This is a genomic window from Comamonas sp. FUJ_7, assembly GCF_057369555.1.
Window position 1 is genome coordinate 73,240 of sequence record NZ_JBXXZI010000012.1, and the last position, 20,975, is coordinate 94,214.

Annotated in this window: 19 protein-coding genes and 1 tRNA gene; 14 read left to right on the plus strand and 6 right to left on the minus strand. The window is 57.7% G+C overall.

Annotated features, from left to right (window positions below):
- The first annotated feature begins 86 nt into the window (after positions 1–86).
- The 6 genes from ilvN to pbpG all read left to right on the plus strand — a co-directional run bounded on the left by ilvN (position 87) and on the right by pbpG (position 7,592).
- On the plus strand, positions 87–578 hold the full coding sequence (ilvN, locus tag AC2I9W_RS15945) for an acetolactate synthase small subunit (RefSeq protein WP_003056638.1): 492 nt from the start codon (positions 87–89) through the stop codon (positions 576–578).
- Between the two features lie 70 nt (positions 579–648).
- Positions 649–1,665: a ketol-acid reductoisomerase gene (ilvC, locus tag AC2I9W_RS15950; protein WP_486410905.1), complete on the plus strand. Its 1,017-nt coding sequence runs from the start codon at positions 649–651 to the stop codon at positions 1,663–1,665.
- 198 nt (positions 1,666–1,863) lie between these two features.
- Entirely contained in the window at positions 1,864–2,733 is an 870-nt protein-coding gene (pssA, locus tag AC2I9W_RS15955) for a CDP-diacylglycerol--serine O-phosphatidyltransferase (RefSeq protein WP_486410906.1), read from the plus strand.
- Positions 2,734–2,969: 236 nt separating this feature from the next.
- Positions 2,970–4,643 (plus strand): 2-isopropylmalate synthase, encoded by a 1,674-nt coding sequence (gene leuA / locus AC2I9W_RS15960; RefSeq protein ID WP_486410907.1) that lies wholly within the window; start codon positions 2,970–2,972, stop codon positions 4,641–4,643.
- A gap of 101 nt (positions 4,644–4,744) precedes the next feature.
- Positions 4,745–6,283 (plus strand): 2-isopropylmalate synthase, encoded by a 1,539-nt coding sequence (locus AC2I9W_RS15965; protein ID WP_486410908.1) that lies wholly within the window; start codon positions 4,745–4,747, stop codon positions 6,281–6,283.
- 112 nt (positions 6,284–6,395) lie between these two features.
- Positions 6,396–7,592 (plus strand): D-alanyl-D-alanine endopeptidase, encoded by a 1,197-nt coding sequence (gene pbpG, locus AC2I9W_RS15970; protein WP_486410909.1) that lies wholly within the window; start codon positions 6,396–6,398, stop codon positions 7,590–7,592.
- 134 nt (positions 7,593–7,726) lie between these two features.
- Here pbpG and AC2I9W_RS15975 read toward each other — a convergent pair whose 3' ends face one another.
- From AC2I9W_RS15975 to AC2I9W_RS16000, 6 genes are all read right to left on the minus strand, one after another.
- Positions 7,727–8,563, minus strand: coding sequence for an IclR family transcriptional regulator (locus AC2I9W_RS15975; protein ID WP_486410910.1), 837 nt, complete (start codon positions 8,561–8,563; stop codon positions 7,727–7,729).
- Positions 8,564–8,661: 98 nt separating this feature from the next.
- Positions 8,662–9,432 carry an arginyltransferase gene (locus AC2I9W_RS15980; protein ID WP_486410911.1) on the minus strand — a complete coding sequence of 257 codons (771 nt, stop codon included), beginning with the start codon at positions 9,430–9,432 and terminating at the stop codon, positions 8,662–8,664.
- Between the two features lie 24 nt (positions 9,433–9,456).
- Positions 9,457–10,215, minus strand: coding sequence for a leucyl/phenylalanyl-tRNA--protein transferase (aat, locus tag AC2I9W_RS15985; protein WP_486410912.1), 759 nt, complete (start codon positions 10,213–10,215; stop codon positions 9,457–9,459).
- 159 nt (positions 10,216–10,374) lie between these two features.
- Complete coding sequence (efp, locus tag AC2I9W_RS15990; RefSeq protein WP_486410913.1) at positions 10,375–10,929, minus strand: elongation factor P; 555 nt, start codon at positions 10,927–10,929, stop codon at positions 10,375–10,377.
- 192 nt (positions 10,930–11,121) lie between these two features.
- Positions 11,122–12,255 (minus strand): elongation factor P maturation arginine rhamnosyltransferase EarP, encoded by a 1,134-nt coding sequence (gene earP / locus AC2I9W_RS15995; protein ID WP_486410914.1) that lies wholly within the window; start codon positions 12,253–12,255, stop codon positions 11,122–11,124.
- A 5-nt stretch (positions 12,256–12,260) separates the two neighbouring features.
- Positions 12,261–13,184 (minus strand): LysR family transcriptional regulator, encoded by a 924-nt coding sequence (locus AC2I9W_RS16000; protein ID WP_486410915.1) that lies wholly within the window; start codon positions 13,182–13,184, stop codon positions 12,261–12,263.
- A gap of 150 nt (positions 13,185–13,334) precedes the next feature.
- Here AC2I9W_RS16000 and AC2I9W_RS16005 point away from each other — a divergent pair, with 150 nt between their 5' ends.
- The 8 genes from AC2I9W_RS16005 to AC2I9W_RS16040 all read left to right on the plus strand — a co-directional run bounded on the left by AC2I9W_RS16005 (position 13,335) and on the right by AC2I9W_RS16040 (position 20,617).
- Complete coding sequence (locus AC2I9W_RS16005; protein ID WP_486410916.1) at positions 13,335–14,564, plus strand: CaiB/BaiF CoA transferase family protein; 1,230 nt, start codon at positions 13,335–13,337, stop codon at positions 14,562–14,564.
- Complete coding sequence (locus AC2I9W_RS16010) at positions 14,561–15,541, plus strand: hydroxymethylglutaryl-CoA lyase (protein WP_486410917.1); 981 nt, start codon at positions 14,561–14,563, stop codon at positions 15,539–15,541. Before AC2I9W_RS16005 ends, AC2I9W_RS16010 begins: the two co-directional genes overlap by 4 nt.
- Before the next feature lie 78 nt (positions 15,542–15,619).
- A complete protein-coding gene (locus tag AC2I9W_RS16015) occupies positions 15,620–16,606 on the plus strand; it encodes a Bug family tripartite tricarboxylate transporter substrate binding protein (protein ID WP_486410918.1) in 987 nt (328 codons plus the stop codon).
- 332 nt (positions 16,607–16,938) lie between these two features.
- Positions 16,939–18,891 carry an excinuclease ABC subunit UvrC gene (uvrC, locus tag AC2I9W_RS16020; protein ID WP_486410919.1) on the plus strand — a complete coding sequence of 651 codons (1,953 nt, stop codon included), beginning with the start codon at positions 16,939–16,941 and terminating at the stop codon, positions 18,889–18,891.
- 59 nt (positions 18,892–18,950) lie between these two features.
- Positions 18,951–19,514, plus strand: coding sequence for a CDP-diacylglycerol--glycerol-3-phosphate 3-phosphatidyltransferase (gene pgsA, locus AC2I9W_RS16025; protein WP_486410920.1), 564 nt, complete (start codon positions 18,951–18,953; stop codon positions 19,512–19,514).
- 401 nt (positions 19,515–19,915) lie between these two features.
- A complete protein-coding gene (locus AC2I9W_RS16030) occupies positions 19,916–20,188 on the plus strand; it encodes an HU family DNA-binding protein (protein ID WP_099737394.1) in 273 nt (90 codons plus the stop codon).
- 14 nt (positions 20,189–20,202) lie between these two features.
- A tRNA-Val gene (locus AC2I9W_RS16035) sits at positions 20,203–20,278 on the plus strand.
- Between the two features lie 159 nt (positions 20,279–20,437).
- Complete coding sequence (locus AC2I9W_RS16040) at positions 20,438–20,617, plus strand: hypothetical protein (RefSeq protein WP_486410921.1); 180 nt, start codon at positions 20,438–20,440, stop codon at positions 20,615–20,617.
- The last annotated feature ends 358 nt before the right edge of the window (positions 20,618–20,975 follow it).

Genomic DNA, 20,975 nt, shown 5'->3' on the forward strand with positions numbered 1-20,975 from the left:
GCGCTATCATTGTTGACGAATCTATTGTCTGCCAAGCTTGTCACTTACCGGTGACAGGGGAGGGCAGCGAAAAGAGGAATCTGGATATGAAACACATCATTGCCGTGCTGCTCGAAAACGAGCCCGGAGCCTTGTCGCGCGTCGTGGGCCTGTTCTCGGCCCGTGGCTACAACATCGAATCCCTGACTGTGGCGCCGACGGAAGATCCGTCGCTGTCGCGCATGACCATCCTGACCACAGGCTCGGACGATGTGATTGAGCAAATCACAAAGCACCTGAACCGACTGATTGAAGTGGTTAAAGTGGTGGACTTGACCGAAGGCGCTTACACCGAGCGTGAGCTGATGATGGTCAAGGTGCGTGCCGTGGGCAAGGAGCGCGAAGAGATGAAGCGCATGGCGGACATCTTCCGTGGCCGCATCATCGACGTCACCGAAAAAAGCTATACCGTGGAGCTGACGGGCGATCAGTCTAAGAATGACGCCTTTTTGCAAGCCATTGACCGCACAGCCATTCTCGAGACCGTACGCACGGGTGCCTCGGGTATTGGCCGCGGCGAGCGCATTCTGCGTGTCTAATCGCTGTTTGCGTTTTTTGAATCTGAATCAACCTTTTTAACCCCCTCAAGATAAGAGACCTGGAGCCATCATGAAAGTTTTCTACGACAAGGACTGTGACCTGAGCCTGATCAAGGGCAAGACTGTTGCCATCATCGGCTACGGCAGCCAAGGCCACGCACACGCACAAAACCTGAACGACAGCGGCGTGAAGGTGGTGGTGGGCCTGCGCAAGGGCGGCTCTTCCTGGGACAAGGTTGGCAAGGCCGGCCTGACCGTGATGGAAGTCAACGACGCAGTGAAGGCTGCGGACGTTGTGATGATGTTGCTGCCCGACGAAAACATCCCCGAGGTGTACAACAACAACGTTGCCCCCAACATCAAGGAAGGCGCAACATTGGCGTTCGCTCACGGCTTCAACGTGCACTACAACCAAGTCGTGCCTCGCGCTGACCTGGACGTGATCATGGTTGCTCCTAAGGGTCCCGGCCACACCGTGCGCTCCGAGTACCTGAAGGGCGGCGGCGTTCCTTCCCTGATCGCTGTGTACCAAGACAAGTCCGGCAAGGCCCGTGACGTGGCTCTGTCCTATGCATCTGCCAACGGCGGCGGCAAGGGTGGCATCATCGAAACCAACTTCAAGGAAGAAACCGAAACCGACCTGTTCGGCGAGCAAGCCGTTCTGTGCGGTGGTGCAGTAGAGCTGGTGAAGATGGGCTTCGAGACCCTGACCGAAGCGGGTTACGCTCCTGAAATGGCCTACTTCGAGTGCCTGCACGAGCTCAAGCTGATCGTGGACCTGATGTACGAAGGCGGCATCGCCAACATGAACTACTCCATCTCCAACAACGCGGAGTATGGCGAGTACGTGACCGGTACCGAAGTCATCAACGACAAGTCGCGCGAAGCTATGCGCAACGCCCTCAAGCGCATCCAGAGCGGCGAATACGCCAAGATGTTCATCAGCGAAGGTCGCCTGAACTATCCTTCGATGACTGCACGTCGTCGCCAGAACGCAGACCACGCCATCGAGCAAGTGGGTGGCCAGCTGCGCGCCATGATGCCCTGGATTGCCAAGAACAAGCTGGTTGACCAAAGCCGCAACTAATGACGAAATTCATCGGGCTCAGGTCCGGTGAAATCTTGTCAGCAAGAGGCCACCTTCAAGGTGGCCTTTTTCATGCAAAGCGCAGCATGGCTGGCGGGTACACTGGTTGTGGTGAGCATTGCCATGATGGCTTTGCTTAAAATACTATGGTTTTAATAGCTACACGTGCTTCATGTGTAAGCACTGGAGGTCTGTTTAATGAAAAACAGCAATGAGTCTGGTGATCTAGGCGCAATGCCGCGCAAGCCACGCAAAGGCATTTATGTGTTGCCCAATCTGTTCACGCTGGCAGCACTGTTTGGTGGCTTCTATGCCATCGTCATGGCGATGAATAACAAGTTCGAGCTGGCGGCCGTAGGCGTTTTTTGCGCCATGGTGCTCGACAGTCTCGATGGCCGCGTGGCCCGCATGACCCATACGCAAAGCGCATTTGGTGAGCAGATGGACTCGTTGTCCGACATGGTGTCCTTCGGCGCTGCGCCTGCACTGATCGCCTATGAATGGGCGCTGCGCCCGCTGGGCCGCTGGGGCTGGATTGCGGCCTTTGTCTACTGTGCCTGTGCTGCTTTGCGTCTGGCGCGCTTCAATGTGAATACGGCGGTGGTGGACAAGCGCTACTTCCAGGGCATGCCCTCGCCAGCTGCTGCGGCGCTGGTGGCAGGGTTTATCTGGCTGACCAGTGCTCTGATGGTCTCGCACCGCGATGTGCCCATCTTTGGCGATGTGATTTCCTGGTTCGGCGGCTACCCAACGGATCGTGCTGATCTGTCGTGGATCATGTTTGCCATCACGCTGTTTGCGGGCCTGACCATGGTCACCAATATTCCCTACTACAGCTTCAAGGACATTGGCGGAGCCAAGAGCATGCCGTTTGTCTCGCTGGTGGTGGTTGCTTTGCTGATGGCTGTGGTGAGCGTTGAGCCGGCAACCATGCTGTTTCTGGTGTTTGTGGGTTATTCCATCTCTGGCTATGTGATCTATGTTTGGCGCCGTGCCAAGGGTGAGCATGTGAGCATCGTCTCGACCTCCAAGGACGAGCCGGATGAGCGCGGTTTGCATGACGATTGACGTCGCAGAAAAATTCCTGGCCTTGTCAACTTTTCTTGTGTTAAAGTGATCCGCATGCAAAACCTGTCGCTAGCTCTACTACTAATGTCCAACGGGCAGAGGAAGTAGCGCGCGCGTACAAACGTACAGACACACACCTACTCGACGGCCCGTAGCTTCAGCGACGGGCCGTTTTTGCGTTTGGGCGTCGCTGAATGGGTTTTTCACTTTTTCCAATTCCACTCAAGAGACTGACCATGTTGCAAAATCCTTCCACCAAATACCGTGCTTTCGCTCCTGTGCGCTTGACCGACCGCACCTGGCCCGACGCAGTGATTACCAAGGCTCCGATCTGGTGCAGTGTGGATTTGCGTGACGGCAATCAAGCCTTGATTGAGCCCATGGACATCGATCGCAAAGTGCGCATGTTCGAGCAGTTGGTGAAGATCGGTTTCAAGGAAATTGAAGTGGGCTTCCCCTCGGCTTCGCAAGTTGAGTTTGACTTTATGCGCAAGCTCATCGAAGAAAACCGCATTCCCGATGATGTGACCGTGCAAGTGCTGACCCAGGCGCGTGAGCACTTGATCCGCCGCACTTTTGAGGCACTGGAAGGTGTGCCCCGCGCCATTGTTCACCTCTACAACGCCACGGCACCGGTCATGCGTCGCGTGGTGCTCAATATGAGCGAAGACGAAATTGTGGAGCTGGCCACCACCAATGCCCAGATTTTCAAGGACATTGCGGCTCAGCATCCCAAGACCAAGTGGACGTTTGAGTACTCCCCCGAGATGTACTCGGACACGGAGCTGGAGTTTTCCAAGCGTGTGATCGATGCTGTCACCGATGTATGGCAGCCCACGCCCGAGAACAAGTGCATCATCAATCTGCCCACGACGGTGGAGCACTCCACGCCTAATATCTTTGCGGACATGGTGGAGTGGACGCACCGCAACATCAAGCGACGTGACAGCGTGGTGATTTCGGTTCACCCCCATAACGACCGTGGTACGGGCACGGCTGCTGCCGAGATGTCTCTGATGGCAGGTGCGGACCGCCTGGAAGGCTGCTTGTTCGGCAATGGCGAGCGTACCGGCAATCTGGATGTGGTGAACGTGGCGCTCAATATGTATATCCAGGGCGTCAACCCCGGTCTGGACTTTTCCAATATCGACGATATCCGGGCAACGGTTGAGCATTGCAACCAGTTGCCTGTGCATCCTCGTCACCCCTACGTTGGTGACTTGGTCTACACCTCCTTCTCTGGCTCTCACCAGGATGCCATCAAGAAGGCTTTCGCCGCCCACAAGGAAGGCGATATCTGGGATATGCCCTATTTGCCCATCGACCCCAAGGATCTGGGACGTAGCTACGAGGCTGTGATCCGCGTCAATAGCCAGTCGGGCAAGGGCGGTATCGCCTATCTGCTCGAAAGCGAATACGGCTTGCAGCTGCCGCGTCGCCTGCAGATTGAATTCAGCCAGGTTGTGCAACGTGAAATGGATGCCAGCGGCAAGGAGTTGTCGGCGGCCGATCTGTGGGATCTGTTCCAGCGCGAATATGGCGTCAATACCGTCAAGGCACCTCAGTACCGATTGCAGGAAGCCGCTGGAGTGGTCAGCATGACTGCCGAAATCGAGGTGGAGGGCGAGAAGTATTTTTTGGAAGGCGAAGGTACGGGCCCCATTGATGCCTTTGTGCAGGCGCTTTCGACCAAGGTCGACCGCAATGTGCGTGTGCTCAACTATGCTGAACATGCCATTGGCGAAGGTGCTAATGCCAAGGCCATTGCCTATGTGGAATTGCGTGTCGATGATGCGCAGGTCTGCTATGGCGTTGGGGTGGATGCCAATATCGTTTCTGCCTCGCTTCGCGCGATTATCTCGGGAGTGCAGCGTGTTCCGGCTGTCGCTGAAGAAGCGGTAGCTGCTTAAAAGCTCAAAGCCGGTGTCGCCAAAAGCGCACCGGCTTTTTGTCGGCAATCCTCCATTCAAAACAGGTGCCTATCGGCGCCATTACACAGAGAGTCCCCACCATGTCCGATCAGCTCATTATTTTCGACACCACTTTGCGCGATGGCGAGCAGTCGCCTGGCGCTTCCATGACGCGCGATGAAAAGCTGCGAATTGCGCGCCAACTGGAGCGTCTGAAAGTGGATGTGATCGAGGCGGGTTTCGCTGCAGCATCGAACGGTGACTTTGAGTCGATTCAGGGCATTGCCCGTGCGATCAAGGACTCAACCATCTGCTCGCTCTCGCGTGCCAATGACCGCGATATCGCGCGTGCGGCCGAGGCTTTGAAAGACGCCAATCGCGCGCGCATTCACACCTTCATTGCCACTAGCCCGCTGCACATGGAAAAGAAGCTGCGCATGACGCCCGAACAGGTGCTGGAGCAGGCGGTGCAGGCTGTGCGCTTTGGCCGTAACCTGATCGAAGACATCGAATTCAGCGCCGAAGACGGCTACCGCAGCGAGCCCGATTTCCTGGCGCGCGTGATCGAGGCGGTCATCAAGGAAGGCGCCACGACCATCAACGTGCCCGACACGGTGGGCTATGCGATTCCCGAGCTGTACGGCCAATTCATTCGCAATCTGCGTGAGCGCGTGCCCAATAGTGACAAGGCTGTCTGGTCCGTGCACTGCCACAACGATCTGGGCATGGCGGTGGCCAATTCGCTGGCGGGTGTGAAGATTGGCGGCGCGCGCCAGATCGAGTGCACCATCAACGGCCTGGGTGAGCGTGCCGGTAACTGCTCGCTGGAAGAAGTCGTCATGGCCATCAAAACCCGCAAGGATTACTTCGGTCTGGATGTGAATATCGACGCCCAGCACATCGTGGCGGCCAGCCGCATGGTCAGCCAGACCACCGGTTTTGTGGTGCAGCCCAACAAGGCAGTGGTCGGTGCCAATGCTTTTGCCCATGCATCCGGTATTCACCAGGATGGCGTGCTCAAGGCGCGTGACACCTACGAGATCATGCGGGCCGAAGATGTGGGCTGGAGTGCCAACAAGATCGTGTTGGGCAAGCTCAGTGGCCGTAACGCCTTCAAGCAGCGCCTGCAGGAGCTGGGTGTAGATCTCGACAGCGAAGCCGCCATCAACCAGGCGTTCACACGCTTCAAGGAGCTGGCGGATCGCAAGAGCGAAATCTTTGACGAAGACATCCTGGCGCTGGTGAATGTGGATGGTGCACAGCACCACGAAAACCAGTTTCAATTCATCTCTCTGGCTCAGCAAAGCGAAACCGGTGAGCGTCCGCATGCCACCGTGGTGTTCAGCAACGAAGGGCGAGAGATCAAGGCCACTTCAGAGGGCAATGGCCCGGTGGATGCTTCCTTCAAGGCCATCGAGTCTGAGGTGCAAAGTGGGGCTGAAATGGTGCTGTATTCAGTGAATGCCATTAGCGGCTCTACAGAGAGCCAGGGCGAGGTCACCGTGCGCCTGCAGCGCAATGGCCGCGTGGTCAATGGAGTAGGTGCTGACCCCGATATTGTGGTCGCATCAGCCAAGGCCTATCTGAGCGCTTTGAACAAATTGCACAGCAATCACGAAGTTGTGGCTGCACAAGGTTGACAGCTGGATTTATAATTTCACTCAGATTATTGAGAAGGTTGTGCAAGTGCTTGTCACTGCACAACTTTTTTGATGGAATTAAATCCTTACACCTTGTTGTCTGGAGTATCGCATGCGGCTGCAGCGTTCATTTCGCCTCGTAAAACTAACTCGGGTGATGTCCCTGGCTCTATTGAGCTGCGCACTGGCCGCGCCAGCTGCCTACGCTGCTCCTAAGAAGGAAGCCAAAAAATCCGCAGCCTCAGCTCCAGCCAAGAGAGCAGTCAAGGAGTCTAGGGCCAAGACAAGACCGGCTGCAGAGCCTAAGACCCGAGTCGCCAAAGCCAAGCCGGAAAAAGCCAGTGCGGCAACTGCTTCCCGCAAAGGGGGCAGGGCAGTAGCCAAGGCGGATAAGGCCGAAAAAGCCGGCGGTAAAAAACGCTTGGCCAAGACAGCAGCAGCTGGCGCAGCGGTTGCAGCAGCCAGTGCTGTAGCGGTGGAGCCTGCACGTTTGTCCTATGGGCAAATGGCGGGCCTGCATTCCGTCTCTGACCCTCTGGATCTGCAAAGCAGCGTGGCTTATGTGATTGACCAGGACACGCATGAAGTTCTGCTGAGCAAGAACGATCAGGCCGTGTTGCCTATTGCGTCATTGACCAAGCTGATGACGGGATTGCTGATCTCTCAGGCTCGTTTGCCCATGGACGAGATGATCACTATTACGCAGGACGATGTGGATACTGAAAAACACAGCAGCTCTCGCCTGCGTGTGGGTACCACCTTGACGCGTGCCGAGATGATGCACCTAGCCTTGATGTCCAGCGAAAACCGTGCAGCCCATGCGCTGGGTCGCACTTACCCGGGGGGTCTTGCTCATTTTGTTCAGCTTATGAATACCAAGGCGCAGCAATTGGGCATGAGAGACACGCGCTATGTCGAGCCTACAGGGCTGTCTAGCAGCAATCAGTCCAGTGCCCGTGATTTGGCGCGCTTGGTTGCCGTGGCCCATTCTGATCCTTTGATACGCGAGTATTCGACGTCGCATGGCTATGAGGTTGCCGTGGGGCGCCGAACTTTGCAGTTCAATAACACCAATCGTTTGGTCAAGAGCGACAACTGGGATATCGGCCTGCAAAAGACTGGCTATATCTCAGAAGCAGGTCGCTGCTTGGTCATGCAGGCGCAGGTTTCCGGTAGGAAACTCATCATGGTGTTCCTGGACTCGGCGGGCAAATTCAGTCGCCTGGCAGATGCCGAGCGTGTGCGTCATTGGGTCGAGGGTATGGGTACAACAGCCACCACGACTGTGGCTCATCGCATTCGGGGCTGAGCACGCTTGTTCAGCGTATCAAAAAAGGCGCTATTTTTAGCGCCTTTTTTGTTTCCTGTAGAGAGTGGAATCCGCATCAAGCCCTTTATTTTAAAGCGCTGGATGCTATCAATAGTGGAGAGATGTGCGAAGTATCAGCTTGTATGCTGGCTTCGGCTATACACAGAGTGTGGTGCAGGTGGGCTGCTTGGGCGATAGCCGTTGAAGCCCAATGCCGTGGATATCTCCTGCACAGTGGCTTGTAGCTTGGGTGCCCAGCTTTCATCGAGACGGTCTGCTGGCGCTGAAATAGACAAGCCCGCAATCAACTTGCTCTGGTCGTCGTAAATGCCGGCCGCCATGCAGCGCACACCCAGCTCCAGTTCTTCATTGTCACGAGCAATGCCATATTGACGAACTTTACCCAACTCGTGCTCTAGGTCGGGTAGTCGGGTGATGCTGAAATGAGTCTTGCCGGGCAGCCCCGTGCGTGTGGCATAGGCGCGCACTTGCTCAGAATCATCGGCTGCCAGAAATAGCTTGCCGTTGGAGGTCAGGTGCAAAGGCGCATGACCACCAATGGCTCGTACCACTTGCATGCCCGAGCGCTCGCTATAAGCGCGTTCCACATAGACGATTTCATCGCCTTGGCGCACAGACAGGCTGACAGGCTGCTGGATTTGCTTGTAGAGCTGGCGCATGGGCGTCAGCGCCACTTCTCGCACGTTCAGCCGTGCCTTGACAAGGTTACCTAATTCCAGAAAGCGCATGCCGAGGCGGTAGCTGCCGGACTCCGGGCGGTCTACGAAACGGCCTAAAGCAAGGTCATTGAGAATGCGGTGCGTAGTTGAGGGATGAAGGCCTGTACGTTCACTGATCTCCTTCAAAGAAACCGCTTCCTCACGCGATGCCAGCACGTCGATCAACGTGAACATGCGTTCCAGTACCTGGACGCTGGGCTTGGCTGAGGCCGAGAGGTCGTCTTTTTTCATGCGTTGGAGATGCTTTGCGAGATCAGGGCATTCTAGCGGCGCTAAAGCTCCTCAGCCATGTCATCTGCTCATATATCCATGTGTGGATTTTGGGTGGATCAATCTTCAAATTGTGAGCGCTGCATGCTTTGCCGGTCTATGCGTTGCCATTGTTCGCCCTGGCGAATCTCATGGGGCATGAAGCTGGCCTTGTAGCGCATCTTCTGGCTCTCGGAAATCCAGTAGCCCAGATAGACGTACGGCAGGTTCATGGCCTTGGCTTGCTGAACCTGCCACAGCACATTGAAGGTGCCATAACTGGCGCTGTCGTTTGGTTCGTAGAAGGTGTAGACCGCAGAGAGTCCATCTTCCAGCACATCAATGATGGACAGCATCTTCAGTACGCCAGGGTGACCATCCTGGCTAGGCTCGCGAAACTCAACCAGACGGGAGTTGACCCTGCTTTGCAGAAGAAATTGCGTGTATTGATCCACGCTGTCGTTGTCCATACCTCCGCCACTGTGGCGGTGCTGTTGGTAGCGCAGGTAAAGCTGGTAGTGCTCGTCAGAATAGTGAAGGCGTTGAATAGAGGCAGTCAACTGGGTATGTTGACGGGCAGCGCGCTTTTGGCTTCGGTTGGGGCGAAACTCCTGAGCCAAGATGCGTAAAGGAATGCAGGCTTGGCAGCCGTCGCAGTAGGGGCGATAGGTGAACATGCCGCTGCGACGAAATCCCATGCCTACCAACTCTGAGTAGGTGGCGTTTTGTATCAGGTGGCTGGGGGTTGCGACCTGGGAGCGGGCCATTCTACCGGGCAGGTAGCTGCATGGGTAAGCAGCCGTGGCATAGAACTGCAGGGCATGGAGAGGAAGATCGTTCGGGTGCGTCATGGCAGGACGTTGAGGCGAAGGCGGTCAGGTCTCCGAGTGGACTGAAGTGCGAAGCAATTGATTCCAGTATAGAGGGCTAAATTTCCAGTCCATTGCAGGCAGCTGAGTCTGCGCGCTGACCGTTTGAGCAAACTGGTCTCTGCTGATTTCACGTGCACCCATGAAAGACAGATGTGCAGTCGCCTGCTGGCAGTCAATTTGTGGCACATCATTGGCTTGACACAGGGCAACCAGCGCGGAGAGGGCGATCTTGGAGGCATCGGTTTGTAGCGCGAACATGGATTCGCCAAAGACTGCTTTGCCAATGGCAACACAGTAGAGACCGCCGATGAGTTGGTTGTCGTACCATGTCTCGACACTATGAGCCATACCTTGCTCGTGCAGCTCTGTGTAGGCGTCAACGATGCTCTGCACAATCCAGGTGCCGTTTTGGCCATCGCGCGGCGTCTGGGCGCATTGCTGCATTACGGTTGAAAACGCACTGTCGATACGAATTTCATGGCGAGGATCGTCCCGCAGCTTCTGCAGTTTTTTGCGCAGGCTGCGGTGCAGGCGAAATTCTTTCGGATGCAGAACCATGCGCGGGTTGGGTGACCACCACAGCACAGGCTGGCCCTCGCTGAACCAGGGAAAAATGCCCCGGCTGTAAGCGGCGCGAAGGTGAGCCGCATCCAGGGTGTTGCCGGCGGCCAGCAAGCCGGGAATGGGGTCTTGATCGCCCCAGGTCTGATCGATAGGCGGAAATTCTTGTTCAGGCTGCAGCCAGGGCAAGGAGTGCGTCATTGGCAGATGAAAGAAGAGAAGTTGCCCCGAGTCTTGCACAGGCTCAGCGCTTTTGGGGAGGCGGTTATGGATGCAGTAGTGTGTGGGAACAAAAAAGGCTTCCCTAAGGAAGCCTTGGATGAAATACAGCTCTGTACGGGCTGCAGTTCAATGAGTCGCTTACACGCGCTTGCGGTATTCGCCAGTGCGTGTGTCGATTTCGATCTTGTCTTCTTGCGCCACGAACAGAGGCACAGCCACTTCGAAGCCGGTAGCGATCTTGGCGGGCTTCATGACCTTGCCGGATGTGTCGCCCTTGACGGCAGGCTCAGTCCAGGTGATTTCGCGCACAACGATAGTAGGCAGTTCCACGGAGATGGCCTTGCCGTCGTAGAACACCACTTCGGCTTCCATGCCGTCTTCCAGGTAATTCAGAGCGTCAGCCATGTTTTCGGCTTCCACTTCGTACTGGTTGAACTCGGAGTCCATCCACACGTACATGGGGTCGGCGAAGTAGGAGTAAGTGCAATCCTTCTTGTCCAGGATCACGTTGTCGATCTTGTCGTCGGCCTTGAACACGTTTTCCGTGCCGAAGTTGCCGATCAGGCTCTTGAGCTTCATGCGCACGGTAGCAGCGCCACGGCCGCCACGAGCATATTCAGTCTTCAGAACGATCATGGGGTCCTTGCCGAACATGATCACATTGCCTGCGCGGATTTCTTGAGCGATTTTCATGGCTTGCTTGCGTTTGAAAGGTTGGAGCCGCTCTACACGGCAGGCAAGCTGTTCGCAATGGTTGCTGCTTGAGCAACGCATCAAAAGTGCGGCGGCGGGGCCTGTCGCGTGTACCGCGGCGGGGCGCGACCCCGAAAGCAGGATCGGCCGGCAAGCCGGTTGCGAATCTCTCAGGGAGGCAAAACAGCGATTTTAGCTTTTTTCAGAGACAAAAGCTTGAAGCTGCTCAATCAGCCCGGTTTGAGAGGTCAATCTTGATCGTGCGGCACGAATGCACTGAGCCCATTCCTCTAGTAACCGGGGGCTGAGCAAAGGCAATGTTTCTGGAGCGGTCATGCCGTTCCAGGCGTGGTGAAAGTCTCTGAGGCTGTCGGGCGCGTTCAGCCAGTTCAGAAATGCGTTGAGCTTGTCGTGATGTGCGTTGTCATGCTGAGGGTAGATATGCCAGACCATGGGCTGGCCGGCCCACAGGGCTCGAACCAGAGAGTCCTCTCCACGCACCAGATTCAGATCGCAAGCCCAGAGCATTTCGTCAAACTGAGGTTGGGAGCAGGGCTGAAGATACTGCACTGTCAGCTGAGCCGCTTGTGGCTGCGCTTGCATGATGGCCGTGGCACGGCCTGGGGTGACGAGTAGGTGGGGCTTCTGGCTGGTGGGTGTTGTGAGCTGTTCCAGCAGTGTTGGCAAAGCAGGTGGCTCGTAGCAAAACAGAGAGATGGCGCATTCATCGGCGCAAATGCCACGGCTGCTGCGCCACTGGGGCCGTATCGAGGTGAAGTTTTTTTGCCGCTGGGCCAGGTTCTGCTCACGCACCAGCGCCCCCGTGGGGTCCGTAAAGCCTGGGTAGAAGAACCAGCGCGTCAGCCCCGCTGCAGGGCCGCTCATGATGCGAGAGGGCAGGCGATGGCAGCGCTCCACATAGTCTTCGGCAGACAGGTATTCGAGGTTGATCCAGACCGGAGGCTTGCCCTGAGCGGACTTGTCCGCGATGGCGCGTACAAAGGGAGCGGGAATTTCACAGCCAAAAGCTTCAATCACCACGTCGCCCATTTGAGTGGGGATATCCGCAGCTTGCTCAGGCCAGGTATGTACGCTCAGGCGCTGCTCCAGACTTTGAGGCCAGGGCTGAGGAGCCATCCATTGCAAGGCGCTGGCGTCGTCCATCCACAGGCGAACAGTTTGGCCGCGCGCGACCAGCTCGGCGGCTGTGCGCCAGCACACACCCACGTCGCCAAAGTTATCGATGACCTGGCAAAAAATATCCCAATTCAGTGAGGGTGCGGACTCTGCCAAGGCGGTGGCAGAGAGAGGGAGAAAGTCCAGCATTTGCTTCAATCTTCAATGTTCTTCTGGAGATGGTCGGGCTGGCAAAGGTGCTCGGCCAGTAACTGGGCCACAGGCGATAGGGCGTCTTGTGAGCGCACGCACAGCATGAGCTGGCGCTCGGCCCAGCTTTCATCTAGCGATATGCAGTGCAGCGGCAGCGTGCCCATGTAAATGCGTGCGCTGCCTTCGGGGAGGATGCCTATGCCAAGGCCAGAGGCCACCATCAGGCACAGTGCGTCATAGCCCGTCACCTTCATGCGCAAGCGGGGCTGAAGCCCCATGTCTGCCGCCGAGCGGGTGATCAAGTGATTGAGTGCGCTGTCGGCATGCATGCCAATCAGGTCATGCTCTACCACTTGCTCCAGCTTCAGGCTGCGCTTGCGTGCCAGCGGGTGCGACAGCGGAACGACCACCGCCAGCCGGTCGCGCCGGTAGGGGCGCAGCGTCACACGGCTGCCATAGCTGCCGCGGTTGAGCAGGCCGATGTCGGCCTCGTTATCGGCCACGGCGCGGGCAATATCGGTGCTCACACGCTCCTGCAGCCGAACGTCCACCAGCGGGTGCTGGCTCATAAAGCTTTGCAGCTGCGCGGGCAGAAATTGCGTGATGCTGGAGATATTGGCCATCACGCGTACATGGCCGCGCAGACCTTGCTCGCCGCCGTGGGCGTAGTCCCGCATTTGCGTGGCAATGCCATCCATCTCATTGAGCACACCGCGTGCCATATTCAGCAGCGCAAAGGCGGCGGCAGTGGGCGTGCTGCCGCGATTGCTGCGGGTGAATAGCTCTACTTGCAGCTGCTCTTCCAGTTCGGCCAGGCGGCGGCTGGCGGCAGACGGGGCGATGTGCTCACGCGCCGCAGCGCGGGCGATGGCGCTTTCCTCCATCACGGCCACAAACAGGCGCAAGGTGATTGGGTCCAGTTTCATGAGGCCGTCATTATCCGTCCAGCTATGCCCAAATGCGATGGCAGCTTCACATTTCAGCGTTTTGCAGGAATGGCCCTTGCAGGGCAATATGGTCTCACAGCCGCTTCTGGGGCGTTGGTCAACGCAAAGCGGCAAAGCAAGAGACAAGACATGACAAGCAATATCAAAGACCCCGCCACGCAAACCGCTACGCCGCGTGCGCTGGAAGGTGTGAAAGTGGTGGAAATGGGGCAGCTGATTGCCGGACCCTTCTGCGGCAAGACTCTGGGCGAGTTTGGTGCCGATGTGATCAAGATCGAGGCCCCCGGTGCTGGCGATCCGCTGCGCAACTGGCGTTTGATCAAGGAAGGTACTTCCGTCTGGTGGCAGGTGCAGTCACGAAACAAGCGCTCTGTTGCTCTTGACTTGCGCCAGAAAGAGGCTCAAGAGGTCGCACGCAAGCTGATTGCCGAAGCTGATGTGCTGGTAGAGAACTTCCGCCCCGGTACGCTGGAGGGCTGGGGCATGTCGCCTGAAGCGCTGCACGCCATCAATCCCGGGCTGGTGATTTTGCGCATCTCGGGTTACGGCCAGACCGGCCCCTATCGCGACCTGCCGGGCTTTGGCGTGATCGGCGAAGCCATGGGCGGGCTGCGCCATTTGACAGCCGAGCCGGGCCGGGTGCCGGTGCGCGTGGGCGTGTCGATCGGCGATACGCTGGCGGCCCTGCATGGCGTGATCGGCGTGATGATGGCGCTCTATCACCGCAAGGTCAATGGCGGCGCGGGGCAGGTGATCGACGTGGCGTTGCACGAGGCCGTGTTCAACATCATGGAAAGCCTGATTCCCGAGTACAGCGCTTTTGGTGCCGTGCGCGAGGCCGCAGGCAGCGCGCTGCCGGGAATTGCTCCGTCCAATGCCTACCCTTGCCAGGATGGCTGGGTACTGGTAGCGGGCAATGGCGACTCCATCTTCAAGCGACTCATGACGGCCATCGGCCGCCAGGATCTGGCCGATGCGCCTGATCTGGCCGACAACGCAGGCCGCGTGGCCCGCGTGGCGGAAATTGATGGTGCGATTGGCGACTGGACACGGGCTCGAACCGTGCAGGCAGTCATGGACGAACTGGGTGCCGCACGCGTGCCCGCAGGCAAGGTTTACACGGCCAAGGATATTGCCGAAGACCCGCATTACCGGGCCCGCGAGATGATTCTGACCCAGCGCACCCGCGATGGTTTTGAGGTGGAGGTGCCTGGCGTGGTGCCCAAGCTTTCGCTGACGCCTGGCACAGTGCGCAGCAGTGCGCCGCATGTGGGCGACGACACCGACGCCGTACTGGCCGAGATCGGTCTGAGCGCAGAGCAGGTAGCCCAGCTGCGCGAGAAAGGCATCATCCAATGAGTACGTTGAATGTCTGGAGTGGCGCGGGCCGCCGCATCTTCATGAACGAAGTCGGCACGCGCGACGGCCTGCAGATGGAAGCCGCCTTTGTGCCTACCGAGGACAAAATTGCGCTGGTCAATGCGCTGTCTGATGCGGGGCTGTCCAAGATCGAGGTCACGGCCTTTGTCTCGCCCAAGGCCATTCCAGCCCTGCGCGATGGCGAGATTGTGATGCGCGAGATTGAGCGCCGTCCCGGTACGGTCTATACGGCGCTGGTGCCCAATGTACGCGGCGCGGAACGGGCCATTGATGCGCACACGGATGAGCTGAACCTGGTGATGTCGGTCAGCGAGACGCACAACCTCTGCAATCTGCGCATGCAGCGCAGCCAGTCTTTCGAGGCGCTCAGGCAGGTCATTGCCACAGCGCATCATGCGGCGACGCCCGTCAATGTGTCGCTGTCCTGCTGCTTTGGATGCCCCATGGAGGGCGATGTGCCGCAGGCCGAAGTGCTGGACTGGGTGCAGCGCTTTGCCGACTTGGGTGTGCAAGGCATCACGTTGTGTGATACCACGGGCATGGCTTACCCCAGCCAGGTGCATGCCATGGTGGCCGCCTTCAAGGCGCGCTGGCCACAGCTGGGTGTGACCCTGCATTTTCACAACACGCGTGGCATGGCGCTGGCCAATGTGCTGGCCTCCATTGATGCAGGAGCGGATCGCTTTGACGCCTCGATTGGCGGGCTGGGCGGCTGCCCCTATGCGCCGGGTGCCTCTGGCAATGCCTGCACCGAAGAAATCGTGCATGCGCTGCAGCTCATGGGTTACGACACCGGCACGGATCTGGCTCGCATCGTGGCAGCTGCTCGCAGCTTGCCGGCACTGATTGGGCACGAGACGCCCAGCCAGATTGTCAAGGCGGGTGCGCGCTGGGATCTGCACCAGCCGCCTGCCGATTTTTCAGAAATCAAAGAGCGCGCTCTGGCCAAGGCCTGAGACGGTTTTTGCCCCACTGCAGCGGCTCTTTCGGGGGAAGGAGCTGGCGCAGAACAATATTCCAGCAAGGAGACACACATGAACATTCAACGTCAACGCATTCATCTGCTGCTGGCCACCACGGCTGCGGCTTTGGGTTTTGCCAGTGGCCCGGTGGCTGCACAGGGCAGCTATCCCAGCAAAACCGTGCTGATGATCGTGCCTGCAGCCGCAGGCGGCACCACCGATCTGGCTGGCCGTATGGCCGCACAGGCGCTGGCGCCTGTGCTGGGGCAATCGGTGGTGGTGGACAACAAAGGCGGCGGCAACGGCGCCATTGCCGCGAACCTGGTCAAGCGTGCCGAGCCCGATGGCTACACGCTGCTGATGCAGTATTCGGGCTACCACGTCATCTCTCCCCATCTGACCAAGGCCAAGAGCTGGGAGCAGGGAGATTTCACGCCCGTGGCCAATGTGCTGTCGGCGCCGCAGATCATCGTCGTGCGCTCCGAGCTGCCGGTGAAGACGCTGGCTGAGCTGGTGACTTATGCCAAGGCCAACCCCGGCAAGCTCAACTACGCCTCATCAGGCAATGGCTCGCTGCAGCATGTGACGGGTGCCATGCTGGAGCAGCAGGCCGGTGTGAAGATGGTGCACGTACCCTACAAGGGCACGGGTCCTGCGCTGCAGGACTTGCTGGGTGGACAGGTCGATCTGACCTTTGGCACGGCCCCGCCCTTCATGCCCCATGTGCAAAACGGCAAGCTGCGCGTGCTGGCGGTGACAGGCAAGCAGCGCCTGCCCAGCCTGCCCAATGTGCCGACCACGGCGGAAGCCGGCTACCCGGGTGTGAACGCCACTTCCTGGTTTGCCGTGTTTGCGCCCAAAGCCACGCCGCAGCCCGTGATCGACAAACTGGCTGCTGATATCAAAAAGGTGGTGCAAGACCCCGCCTTCAAGAAAAAGGCCGAAGAGCAGGGCGCGGCAGCCGACTATCTGAACCCGCAGCAACTGGGTGCCATGGTCAAGACCGAGTACGCGAGTTGGGCGCAGGTGGTGAAGTCTTCCAAGATCGAAGCAGAGTAAGTGAGGCAGCCGCTATGCATGTGTGACCCAGTATGCATAGCGCTTCTTGTACTTTAAAAGTAGGAGCTGGCAGCGCTTGGTTTGTAATGATTTCAGATAAGAAAGTATCTGAAATCAAGGTAGATAAAGCGCTGCCAGCTATTTTTATTGCAAGTCTTAACGTCACTGGGCAAGCCGTACCAGGAGTTTTCTTGCGTAGCAAGGGACAAGGGACAAGGGACAAGGGGCGGTGGCCGGTGGTCAAGCCAGTTCAGTGAGCGTAGAAGTGCAGCCTAAACATTGCGCAGCCATCGTGCTGCTGCAGTGATGCACATGCGCAGACAATAGCGTCCATGTCTTCCACGCATTCCGCTGAACTGTTGGCCCAGGTGGCCGCGCTGCCTTCCCTGCCCGGTGTTTACCGCTACTTCGATGCGGCCGGCACTTTGCTCTATGTGGGCAAGGCCATCAACCTCAAACGCCGCGTTTCCAGTTATTTTCAAAAAGACCATGGTGGTACACGCATAGGCCACATGGTCAGCAAGATTGTGCGCATGGAGACCACGGTGGTGCGCTCCGAGGCCGAGGCGCTGCTGCTGGAAAACAACCTCATCAAGACGTTGCACCCCAAGTACAACATCTTGTTCAGGGACGATAAAAGCTATCCCTATCTGAAGATCACCGGCGTGGCGCACCGCGATGGTAAGGACGGTGAGCCTGCGTTTCAAGAGTTCCCGCGCATTGCCTACTACCGGGGCGCGGTCGATAAAAAGCATCGCTACTTTGGCCCATATCCCAGCGCCTGGGCGGTCAAGGAAAGCATTCAGCTGCTGCAAAAAGTCTTTCGCCTGCGCACCTGTGAAGACACGGTGTTTGCCAACCGCAGCCGCCCCTGTTTGCTCTATCAAATCAAGCGCTGCACCGGCCCTTGCGTGGACATGATCTCGCCTGAGGCCTATGCGCTGGATGTGCGCAACGCCGAGGCCATGCTGCGCGGCGAAACCGATGCGCTGCTCAAAAGCATGGAGCAGCGCATGATGGCGTATTCCGAGAAGCTGGAGTTTGAGCAGGCCGCCGAAGTGCGCAACCAGATCACGGCGCTGTCGCGCGTGCTGCACCAGCAGGCCATTGAAACCACCGATGACAAGGACGTGGACATCCTCGCTGTGAAGGTGCATGGCGGGCGCGCCTGCGTGAATCTGGCCATGGTGCGCGGTGGGCGGCATCTGGGCGACAGGCCCTATTTCCCGGCCAACCTGGGGGATGCTGCATCGGTTTACTCCAGTGCCGAAGAGGTGGATGTGGCGGCAACAGCTAAACCCGTGGAGGAGCTGGTACTGGAGGCTTTCATCGCCCAGCACTATGTGGGCGTAGCCGTGCCGCCCACACTCATCGTCAGCCACCCTGTAGAGAAGCGCCTGGTGGAGCTGCTGACCGAGCAGACCGGTGTGCGCATCACCGCCGTGCAGCAGCCTCGCGAACAGCGTCGCATCTGGCTGGAGATGGCGCAAAAAAATGCCGATATTCAGCTGGCCCGTTTGCTGGCCGAAGAAGGCTCGCAGCAGGCGCGCACGCGTGCGCTGGCCGAGGCGCTGGATCTGCCAATCGATAACCTTGATGAGCTGACCATTGAATGCTTTGACATCTCGCACACCAGCGGCGAGAACACCAAGGCGTCCTGCGTCGTCTTTCATCATCACAAGATGCAAAGCAGTGATTACCGCCGCTTCAATATCGAAGGCATCACTGGCGGTGATGATTACGCGGCTATGCGCCAGGTGCTCACGCGCCGCTACAAACCCGTGGCTGATGCGCAGCGCGAAGCGGGCGGCGCTGAGCTGACCGGAAAGCAGCCCCGTCTGCCCGATTTGGTGCTGGTGGACGGCGGCAAAGGCCAGGTCAGCATGGCGCGCGAAGTGTTTACCGAGCTGGGCCTGGATCTATCGCGCATCGTGGGCGTGGAAAAAGGTGAGGGCCGCAAGGTCGGTCTGGAAGAGCTGGTGTTTGCCGACGGGCGCGAAAAAGTCTATCTGGGCCACGACTCTGCAGCGCTCATGCTGGTAGCGCAGATCCGGGACGAGGCTCACCGCTTCGCCATTACCGGCATGCGCGCCGCGCGGGCCAAGGTGCGCACCGGTAGCAGCAGTCTGGAAGATATTCCGGGTGTGGGGCCCAAGAAGCGTGCAAGACTGCTGCAGCGCTTTGGGGGAGTGCGCGGTGTGCAGGACGCCAGTGTGGATGATCTGATGACCGTGGAGGGTATCTCTGCCACGCTGGCCGAAGAAATCTACCGAGCGTTGCACTGAAAAGTGAGCGAGGCCATGAATCCACAACAGCGCTGCGCGCCCGTGACACAATGACGCCCATGTTCCTCACCATCCCTACTGTGCTGACTTTGACCCGGATCGTGGCGATCCCGCTCATCGTCGGGGTGTTCTACGCACCTCTGGATCAGCCCACGCGCAATCTTGTTGCAGCCATCATGTTCATAGTGTTTGCTGCCACAGACTGGTTTGACGGCTATCTGGCACGCAGGCTGAACCAGACCTCGGCATTTGGTGCTTTTCTGGACCCGGTTGCCGACAAGTTTCTGGTCTGTGCATCGCTGCTGGTACTGGTGCACCTGCAACGTGCTGACGTGTTTGTGGCCCTCATCATCATCGGACGCGAGATCGCCATCTCGGCACTGCGCGAATGGATGGCGCAGATTGGTGCCAGCAAGAGCGTGGCCGTGCACATGATCGGCAAAGCCAAGACCATGGCGCAGATGGTGGCCATTCCTTTTTTGCTGTACGACGGCGTGGCGTTCGGTGTGATTGACACCGGCGTCTGGGGCCAGTGGCTGATCTGGATTGCTGCAGTGCTTACCGTCTGGTCGATGGTGTATTACTTGCGAAAAGCTTTGCCAGAAATTCGAGCCCGTCTTTAAAGGCTTGAGGCCGAACTTGAAAAAAGCGCTTGCCAGTCAAGCGCTTTTTGCTATCTGTGCAGCAGGCTTTATCAGTCTGCTGTGGGTGGAAGCAGGCTCAGTGCAGGGCCAAGCCCGTTGCAAATTTTGTCAAGCCTTGTCAATCGGTGAAGGCGACACGAAAGAAGCTTGAAAAAAGCCGCTCCTGATCAAAGAAGTGGCCGAAAAACCGCATAGAATCTGGCCTGTCGCTGGAATGCGCGGCGCGAATCGGCGTATAAAAGTGCCAGCAGCTTCGATCGGAATGGGAAATTCCTTTCCAAAACTGATAGGCTAGCTTTCGTCTTCATCGCGACTGGTCTTTGCCTCACAAATCTGTGTTTGCAGAGACATTCCATTCACTATTTCTCGAGAGGCATCTTGTGAATAAAACCGAACTGATTGAGCACATCGCTAACAACGCCGACATTTCCAAGGCCGCAGCTGCGCGTGCACTGGACTCCACGATCGACGCAGTGAAGAAAACACTGAAAAAAGGTGGTACAGTATCGCTTGTTGGTTTTGGCACATTTGCAGTTGGCAAGCGTGCAGCTCGTACCGGTCGTAACCCCCGTACAGGCGAGTCCATCAAAATCAAAGCGGCCAAGGTGCCAAAATTCCGTCCGGGCAAAGCTCTGAAAGATGCTTTGAACTGACACGCAGTTTTAGCGGGTCCTTAGCTCAGTTGGTAGAGCGGCTCCTTTACACGGAGTAGGTCGGCGGTTCGAGACCGTCAGGACCCACCACTAAAAAACTAAAGAAATCAAGGGCTTAAAGAAATCTAAGCCCTTTTTCTTTGTGCTTTTTGCCAACCGCTCAAGCCGCCGTAAGTCGTCCTTACCCACCGTAATTCGTTGCCTACCAACCCGCCTCTGCGTAGCATGGCGATCGATTTTGGAGGGCTCATGGCAGGTAAAAAGCAGTTCCCGAACGGAACATGGCATTACAAAAAGGGCGTGCTGGCCAAGCCCATCTATCTCACATTTGCCTCGTCGCAAGAGGGCGATGAATATGCCAGGCGGCTTGAGGCGCTTCTTGGGCGCGGCATTGTGCCAGCGAACACCAGACGACTGGTGCTGTTCTGACCATCGCAGAGCTGGTGCGCGAATACTTGCGGGATGCCCATCCGTCGCTGAAAGACCAGTGATCTCTTCAAACCATTGTTCCCGTGCATTCCCATTTGCCGTTGACGCCCATTAATACGGCGTGGGTGGATGCGTGGATTCAGGCAATGAAGCGCGTCGATCGTGTCGCGCCAATAACGATTCAGGCAAAAGTGGGTGCGCTTGCAAGCTGCACGGACTGGGGAATGTGCAAGGGAGTCCTGACAATGCCTGACAACACCCTGCGTTCTATACCAAGGCGGATGCGGCGGCTGCAGGCGTCGAGCGACAGGATGTTGAGCGCGACATACGGCTTGAGCCAGGAGAGTGTGAAAAAATT

What these genes read in the sequence shown, in the direction of transcription:
- ilvN (WP_003056638.1), top strand. Translation starts at nt 87, where the DNA reads ATGAAACACATCATTGCCGTGCTGCTCGAAAACGAGCCCGGAGCCTTG.
- ilvC (WP_486410905.1), top strand. Translation starts at nt 649, where the DNA reads ATGAAAGTTTTCTACGACAAGGACTGTGACCTGAGCCTGATCAAGGGC.
- pssA (WP_486410906.1), top strand. Translation starts at nt 1,864, where the DNA reads ATGAAAAACAGCAATGAGTCTGGTGATCTAGGCGCAATGCCGCGCAAG.
- leuA (WP_486410907.1), top strand. Translation starts at nt 2,970, where the DNA reads ATGTTGCAAAATCCTTCCACCAAATACCGTGCTTTCGCTCCTGTGCGC.
- AC2I9W_RS15965 (WP_486410908.1), top strand. Translation starts at nt 4,745, where the DNA reads ATGTCCGATCAGCTCATTATTTTCGACACCACTTTGCGCGATGGCGAG.
- pbpG (WP_486410909.1), top strand. Translation starts at nt 6,396, where the DNA reads ATGCGGCTGCAGCGTTCATTTCGCCTCGTAAAACTAACTCGGGTGATG.
- AC2I9W_RS15975 (WP_486410910.1), bottom strand. Translation starts at nt 8,563, where the DNA reads ATGAAAAAAGACGACCTCTCGGCCTCAGCCAAGCCCAGCGTCCAGGTA.
- AC2I9W_RS15980 (WP_486410911.1), bottom strand. Translation starts at nt 9,432, where the DNA reads ATGACGCACCCGAACGATCTTCCTCTCCATGCCCTGCAGTTCTATGCC.
- aat (WP_486410912.1), bottom strand. Translation starts at nt 10,215, where the DNA reads ATGACGCACTCCTTGCCCTGGCTGCAGCCTGAACAAGAATTTCCGCCT.
- efp (WP_486410913.1), bottom strand. Translation starts at nt 10,929, where the DNA reads ATGAAAATCGCTCAAGAAATCCGCGCAGGCAATGTGATCATGTTCGGC.
- earP (WP_486410914.1), bottom strand. Translation starts at nt 12,255, where the DNA reads ATGCTGGACTTTCTCCCTCTCTCTGCCACCGCCTTGGCAGAGTCCGCA.
- AC2I9W_RS16000 (WP_486410915.1), bottom strand. Translation starts at nt 13,184, where the DNA reads ATGAAACTGGACCCAATCACCTTGCGCCTGTTTGTGGCCGTGATGGAG.
- AC2I9W_RS16005 (WP_486410916.1), top strand. Translation starts at nt 13,335, where the DNA reads ATGACAAGCAATATCAAAGACCCCGCCACGCAAACCGCTACGCCGCGT.
- AC2I9W_RS16010 (WP_486410917.1), top strand. Translation starts at nt 14,561, where the DNA reads ATGAGTACGTTGAATGTCTGGAGTGGCGCGGGCCGCCGCATCTTCATG.
- AC2I9W_RS16015 (WP_486410918.1), top strand. Translation starts at nt 15,620, where the DNA reads ATGAACATTCAACGTCAACGCATTCATCTGCTGCTGGCCACCACGGCT.
- uvrC (WP_486410919.1), top strand. Translation starts at nt 16,939, where the DNA reads ATGTCTTCCACGCATTCCGCTGAACTGTTGGCCCAGGTGGCCGCGCTG.
- pgsA (WP_486410920.1), top strand. Translation starts at nt 18,951, where the DNA reads ATGTTCCTCACCATCCCTACTGTGCTGACTTTGACCCGGATCGTGGCG.
- AC2I9W_RS16040 (WP_486410921.1), top strand. Translation starts at nt 20,438, where the DNA reads ATGGCAGGTAAAAAGCAGTTCCCGAACGGAACATGGCATTACAAAAAG.